The organism is Mesorhizobium alhagi CCNWXJ12-2 (genome assembly GCF_000236565.1).
Taxonomy (GTDB): domain Bacteria; phylum Pseudomonadota; class Alphaproteobacteria; order Rhizobiales; family Rhizobiaceae; genus Allomesorhizobium; species Allomesorhizobium alhagi.
This window is the reverse complement of the sequence record NZ_AHAM01000211.1, coordinates 1-6,321: the sequence shown is the minus strand read 5'-3', so window position 1 is coordinate 6,321 and position 6,321 is coordinate 1. Positions and strand designations below refer to the sequence as shown.

The following is a 6,321-nucleotide window of genomic DNA, read 5'->3' as shown; positions in this document are numbered from 1 at the left end:
TGTGTGAACAAATCCGGTGCGAAGATTCTTCCCGCCGGCTGTTATGCCATTGATCCGCAACAGTTCTTTTTGTGAACGAGTCGAAATGAAGGTGGATTCTATCCACGTTTGAGGCTCGCAGCGCCCCCTCCACCGCCTTCGGCGGTCCCCCTCCCCGGGAGGATCAGCAGCGGCGGCGCTGGTTCCTCCCCTGCGAAGCGGGGGAGGGGGACCGCCGAAGGCGGTGGAGGGGCATCTGCAGTTGCCTGCACAAAGGGAGAGATAGGGGAAGCCCCTCACCCCGGCCGCTTGAACGCCGCCCGCTGCTTCTCCACCTCGGCGCGGCAGGCGCAGCCTTCGATGTGGTCGTTGACCAGGCCCATGGCCTGCATGAAGGCATAGACGGTGGTGGGGCCGACGAAGCTCCAGCCGCGCTTCTTCAGTTCCTTCGAGATGCGGGTCGAAGCCGGCGTCGTGGGGTTTGCTGTAAGCGCCCTGTAATCTACGACCGCCGGCCGCTCGTCCGCGCCGGGCTCGCGGCTCCAGAACCAGGCCGCGAGCGAACCCGCCTCGTCCGCCATTTCGCGGGCGCGCCTGGCATTGTTGATGGTGGAGACGATCTTGCCGCGGTGGCGCACGATGCCGGCATTGCCGAGCAGCCGCTCGATGTCGGCCTCGCCGAACTCGGCGACGCGTTCATAGTCGAAGCTGGCGAAAGCCTCCCGGAAACTCTCGCGCTTGCGCAGGATCGTCAGCCAGGACAGGCCGGACTGGAAACCTTCGAGGCAGATCTTTTCGAACAGCCTCTTGTCGTCGGCGACCGGCCGGCCCCATTCGTGGTCGTGATAGTGGAGATAGTCGGGCAGCGTGCCGGGCCAGGAGCAGCGGGTGACCCCATCCGCGCCTTCGAGCAGTCCAGTCTTCACCTCATCCATGACGTCAAACCCAATCCTTAACGGTGCAAACCGCCTGCTTTACCGGGCCTTTACCAGATTCCTGAACCGGCCGGTAACCACACCGAAAAGTTTACTGACAAAACGGCCTTTTACGCATTCCGATTCACGCATTCCTTGCCGGAACCGGTCAACCATCGGCTCAAGCGGCCGTTTTCCCGCAACCCATGACTACCCGACCGAGAGTGCATGTTCATGAAGAGTCTTTTGTTCCTTGTGTCTGTCGCCGCGCTTGCCGCGACGCCCGCCACCGCCAATGACCGCTATATCGAGCGTCCGCCGGTGGTGGTCAGCCCCGATCTTTCCGCGCCCTGGGTGATGCAGCTCGGCCGCAAGCCGGGTAAGGTCGTGCGGCGGCAGCTGCGGCGGCAGAATTCGTTCGGCGTCGAGGTGCAGCCTGCGCCGCGCTACCGCGAGATCGGACCCGAGCGGATTCGCACGGCGGCGGTGCAGGCGCCGGCCAAGCCCAAGGTCCAGCCCAGCCGCGAAATGAACCCTATCTACCTGCCGCAGACGGTTGCCTATGACGGCCCGCATGCGCCGGGCACCATCATCATCGATACGCGCGAGAATTTTCTGTTCCTGGTGCTGGAGGGCGGCCAAGCGCGGCGCTACGGCGTCGGCACCGGCAAGCCCGGCTTCGAATGGGCCGGCACCCACAAGGTCACCCAGAAGCGCGAATGGCCGGACTGGCGCCCGCCGGCGGAAATGATCGCACGCGAGCGCGCCAAGGGCCGGCATCTGCCGGTGCACATGGCCGGCGGGCCGGAAAACCCGCTCGGCGCGCGGGCGCTCTATCTCGGCTCGACGCTCTACCGCATCCACGGCACCAACCAGCCCTGGACGATCGGCGGCGCAGTGTCGTCGGGCTGCATACGCATGCGCAACGAGGATGTTATCGAGCTCTACGAGCGGGTTAACGTGGGGACGAAGGTCGTGGTGATGTAATTTTCGAACGGGGGACGGGCCGATGCCGTAGGGGCGGCCGGTCCGGGAGCGGCCCGGCGCGAATGCCGCGGCCGCTTTTTCGTTTGAAGATTGCGCTCACGTCGCAGGAAGGGCAGCACGGTTCGCATCCGTGCTGCCCTTTCTCGTTCCCGGCCTGCTAACTGCCGGCCGACAGTTCCGTCCGACTGTCTGATCCCGATGGAAAGTCCGCGACTTTTTGCGCCGCTGACCTTCGGTTCGGGATCATGCTCTAACTTCCCTCCCCCGCAGAGGAGATGCCGATGCCGCTCGACGATACGCGCTATCTGAAGGGCGGGCCGGTCGCCGCCCGCATCATCGCCGAAGTCCGCGCCGCGGCCGAAAGCGCGACGGCCGAAGGTTTTCGGCCGAAGCTGGTTTCGATCACCGTGGGCGACGTCGAGGCGGTCGATGTCTATGTGCGCAACCAGCGCGCCAAGGCCGAGCTTGCCGGCATCGACTTCGAGGAACGGCGCTTTCCGGCCGAGCTGACGGCGGGCGAACTGGAAGCGGCGATCCACGGCATGAACGCCGACCCGCGCGTCACCGGCATCATCATCCAGCGGCCGGTGCCGGCACACATTCCCATCAAGGCGATCCAGGCGGCGGTCCATCCGCTGAAGGATGTCGAGGGCATGCATCCGGCCTCGATCGGCAACATCGTCTACAACGAGCTCGACCTTGCGCCCTGCACGGCGGCGGCGTCGGTGGAGCTGCTGAAGGCGACCGGGCTCGATCTGAAAGGGCTGGAGGTGGTGGTGGTCGGCCATTCCGAGATCGTCGGCAAGCCGATCGCCTTCCTGCTGATGAGTGAGGGCGCGACGGTGACCGTGTGCCACCACATGACGCGATCCGTGGCGGCGCACGCAAGACGCGCGGACGCTTTGTTCGTGGCGGTGGGCAAGCCGCGGCTGATCAAGGCCGACATGGTGAAGCCGGGCGCGGCCGTCATCGACATCGGCATCAATGCCGAGACGCTTGCCGACGGTTCGACGCGCATCGTCGGCGACGTCGACACCGACAGCGTGAAGGAGGTGGCGTCGTGGATCACGCCGGTGCCGGGCGGCGTCGGTCCGGTGACGGTGGCGATCCTGCTCAGGAACACGATGGTGGCGCTCAACAGGCAAAGGGCGCTGTACCGGGAGACATATGGGACAAGCGAGCGGCAGTTCGCGGCGGAGTGACGGCGGTGCGTCCTTCGAGGCTCGCTGCGCTCGCACCTCAGGATGAGGGAGGTGGGAAATCGCCTGCACTCCAGGGAGCTCGGCATACCGTTACTCGTCGTCAGCTACATGCATCATTAATGATGCATTAACTCCGACATATCGGGGTAACGTGCGGCACCATCCTCCCTCATCCTGAGGTGCGAACACCGCGAGCCTCGAAGGACGCACGAACTCCGCTCACTCCGCCGCCTCCATCGCCCTGCCCTCCGGCACGCCCGCCGGCTTCGACCCGCCATAGGCCCAGTCGAGCAGCTCGACCGTGTGCACGATCGGCAACTTCGCCGCGGAGGCGATCTGGGTGATGCAGCCGATATTTCCGGTGGCGATGATGTCGGCACCGGTGGCCTCGATGTTCTTCACCTTGCGGTCGCGCAGTTGGGCCGAAATTTCAGGCTGCATGATGTTGTAGGTGCCGGCCGAGCCGCAGCACAGATGCCCCTCGCGCGGCTCCTTCACCAGAAAACCGGCGCGGGCGAGAAGCTCCTTTGGCTGGCGCTTGATTTTCTGGCCGTGCTGCATCGAACAGGCGGAGTGATAGGCGACAGTGAGGCCGGGCTTTTGGGCCGGCTCCGGCAGCTCGAGCGTGGCGAGATATTCGGTGATGTCCTTGGCCAGCGCCGAGATTTTCGCAGCTTTTTGCGCATAGGCCGGGTCGAGCCGGAGCATGAAGCCGTAATCCTTTATTGTCGTGCCGCAGCCGGATGCGGTGATGATGATGGCGTCGAGGCCGCCGCTTTCGATCTCACGCATCCAGGCGTCGACGTTCTGCCGGGCCGAGGCCAGCGCCTGCTCCTCGCGGCCCATGTGATGCACCAGCGCGCCGCAGCAGCCCTCGCCCTGCGGCAGGACAACCTCGACGCCGAGCCGGGTCAGCAGCGAGATCGCCGCCTCGTTGATGCCCGGATCGAGCACGGGCTGGGCGCAGCCGGTGAGAATGGCGACACGCCCGCGACGGGCTCCTGCGGCAGCCGGATAAACTGCCGGCGATGCCTTCGCGGAAGTCTGCGGGATGGACGTTGGAGCCAGCCTCAGCATCGCCGCAAGCGGGCGCAGCGGGCCAACCGCCTCGAACAGTCTTGCGAACGGCCTGCCGAGCCGCGCCAGCTTCAGCGCCGCGCGGAAGCGCCCGGGATAGGGCAGCACGGCGGCGAGCAGAGCCCGGATCATGCGATCGGGCAGCGGGCGTTTGTAGGTGTTCTCGATGTGAACGCGGGCGTGGTCGACCAGATGCATGTAGTTGACCCCGGAGGGGCACGTCGTCATGCAGGCCAGGCATGACAGGCAACGGTCGATGTGAGTGACAACCTCCTTGTCCGCCGGCCGGCCGTTCTCCAGCATGTCCTTGATGAGATAAATCCGTCCGCGCGGCGAATCCAGCTCGTTGCCGAGCGTCACATAGGTCGGGCAGGTCGCCGTGCAGAAGCCGCAATGCACGCATTTGCGCAGGATCTTTTCCGACTCCGCAACATGCGGATCGGCGAGTTGGGCGAGGGTGAAGGAGGTTTGCACTGCTTTGCCGTTCCTAGATCATCCAGCTTTCCGGGTTCCTGATCGGCTCGTTGCGGCCGACCATCTGCAGGCCGATGACGCAGCGGATGATGAACCAGACGGCGGTCGCGAAGATCAACAGGAAGCCGATCATCACGAACATCAGGATCACCGAGACCAAGGCGTAGAGCAGGCCGATCCAGAAGGTGCGGATCGCCCAGGTGTAATGTGTTTCGATCCAAGCTTCGGATTTGCCGCGGTTGATGTAGGCCAGAACGATGGCGACGAGGCCGCTGATGCCGATGACAAGGCCGGCGAGATAGAGAATGTAGATAACCTGCACATTGGTCGGGCCAGGTTCGAGCCAGCGGTCGGTCTGGCGAGGCGCGGACGGTCCGGTGTTGGTATCGCTCATCTTCTCCTCCTCGTATCAGGCTTCGGCGAGCTTAGCAGACGGCGCGCCGGCCACCATCCGGCCCGGATTGAGAATTCCCCTGGGATCGAACTCGCTCTTCAGCCGCGCCGAGAGCGCGGCGAGCGTCGGCGGCTGCGGTTCGAAGACGGGCAGCGACGCGCGACGCGAGGGGCTGGCGCGGACAAGTGTTGCGTGGCCGCCGCCGAATTTTTTCACCAGCGCGCGCAGCAGGTCGGCTTCCGGGTCGGCCTGCATGCGCAGCCAGACCAAGCCGCCCTGCCAGTCGTAGAACGCCTCGGCGGGCGTTTGCATGCGCAGCGCCAGCGTCATTTTGTGGGCTTCGGAGGGGGGCATCGAGACCCGCCAGACGGGGCGCTCGGCACCGTCGGCAAAGGGTGTGCAATCGCGGATGTCACGCCAGAGCGCCTTTGAAGCTTCGCCGGAAATCTCGTCGATCGGACCGGCGGCCTTGAGGAGGTCCTTCACGGCGGCTGCGCGGTAGGCGACGGACGGGCCAAAACCTTCGATGCGCAGCAGCGTCGCCGCGTCGCCGCCGATCGCACCGCCGGCTACACGGCCGGCAATGCCCTCCGGCAGGTGAGCCGCGCTGGAGATTTCGGCGCTGGAACCGACCGCGAGCGCCATCGCGGCCGTGGCCTCTTCGTCGAGCAGGCCGCGGATGGCAACCGTGGTCTCGGTCTCGGCGGCAGGCAGCACCTTGAAAATGACGTCGGTAGCGACGGCCAGCGTGCCCCAGGAACCGGCCATGAGTTTCGACAGATCGTAACCGGTGACGTTCTTGACCACGCGGCCGCCGGATTTGAACGCCTCGCCACGGCCGGAGACGGCGTTCACACCGAGGATATGGTCGCGCGCCGCGCCCGCCTTGAGGCGGCGCGGGCCGGAAAGGTTTGCGGCGAGCACGCCGCCAATCGTGCCGCGGCCCTGCTGCCCGCCGAGCAGTGGGCCGTAATCCATCGGCTCGAAGGCGAGCTGCTGGTTGTTGGCCGTAAGCAGCGCCTCGATTTCGGCGAGCGGCGTGCCGGCTTTGGCCGACAGAACGAGTTCGGCGGGTTCGTAGAGCGTGACGCCGGAGAGGTTCGAGAGGTCGAGCGTGTGCTCCGTCTGCAGCGGACGGCCGATGCCGCGCTTGGAGCCGTGGCCGACGATTTCGAGCGGCGATTCCTCGGCCAGCGCCCATTGGACGGCGGAGAGGGTGCCGGCGGCAGTGGCGGGGGTGAAAGTGGTCATGGGCGGCATCCATTAGTCGCTTGGCTTTTGATGGAATTGCCAA

At 65.6% G+C, this 6,321-nt stretch carries 6 protein-coding genes; 2 read left to right on the top strand and 4 right to left on the bottom strand.

Going from position 1 to position 6,321, the window contains the following annotated elements:
- Positions 1-275: 275 nt before the first annotated feature.
- Positions 276-914: a DNA-3-methyladenine glycosylase I gene (locus MAXJ12_RS24055; RefSeq protein ID WP_008838645.1), complete on the bottom strand. Its 639-nt coding sequence runs from the start codon at positions 912-914 to the stop codon at positions 276-278.
- A gap of 213 nt (positions 915-1,127) precedes the next feature.
- Between MAXJ12_RS24055 and MAXJ12_RS24050 the strand changes: the two genes are divergently transcribed.
- Together MAXJ12_RS24050 and MAXJ12_RS24045 are read left to right on the top strand one after the other, a co-directional pair.
- Complete coding sequence (locus tag MAXJ12_RS24050) at positions 1,128-1,880, top strand: L,D-transpeptidase (RefSeq protein ID WP_040587679.1); 753 nt, start codon at positions 1,128-1,130, stop codon at positions 1,878-1,880.
- Between the two features lie 275 nt (positions 1,881-2,155).
- Positions 2,156-3,082: a bifunctional 5,10-methylenetetrahydrofolate dehydrogenase/5,10-methenyltetrahydrofolate cyclohydrolase gene (locus MAXJ12_RS24045; RefSeq protein ID WP_040587676.1), complete on the top strand. Its 927-nt coding sequence runs from the start codon at positions 2,156-2,158 to the stop codon at positions 3,080-3,082.
- A 219-nt stretch (positions 3,083-3,301) separates the two neighbouring features.
- Here the strand turns inward: MAXJ12_RS24045 and glcF are convergent, their stop codons facing one another.
- From glcF to glcE, 3 genes are read right to left on the bottom strand one after another with little or no spacing between them, the layout of a single operon-like run.
- Positions 3,302-4,633 (bottom strand): glycolate oxidase subunit GlcF, encoded by a 1,332-nt coding sequence (gene glcF, locus MAXJ12_RS24040; protein WP_008838642.1) that lies wholly within the window; start codon positions 4,631-4,633, stop codon positions 3,302-3,304.
- Positions 4,634-4,646: 13 nt separating this feature from the next.
- On the bottom strand, positions 4,647-5,027 hold the full coding sequence (locus tag MAXJ12_RS24035; RefSeq protein WP_008838641.1) for a DUF4870 family protein: 381 nt from the start codon (positions 5,025-5,027) through the stop codon (positions 4,647-4,649).
- A gap of 15 nt (positions 5,028-5,042) precedes the next feature.
- A complete protein-coding gene (gene glcE / locus MAXJ12_RS24030) occupies positions 5,043-6,278 on the bottom strand; it encodes a glycolate oxidase subunit GlcE (RefSeq protein WP_008838640.1) in 1,236 nt (411 codons plus the stop codon).
- Positions 6,279-6,321 lie beyond the last annotated feature (43 nt).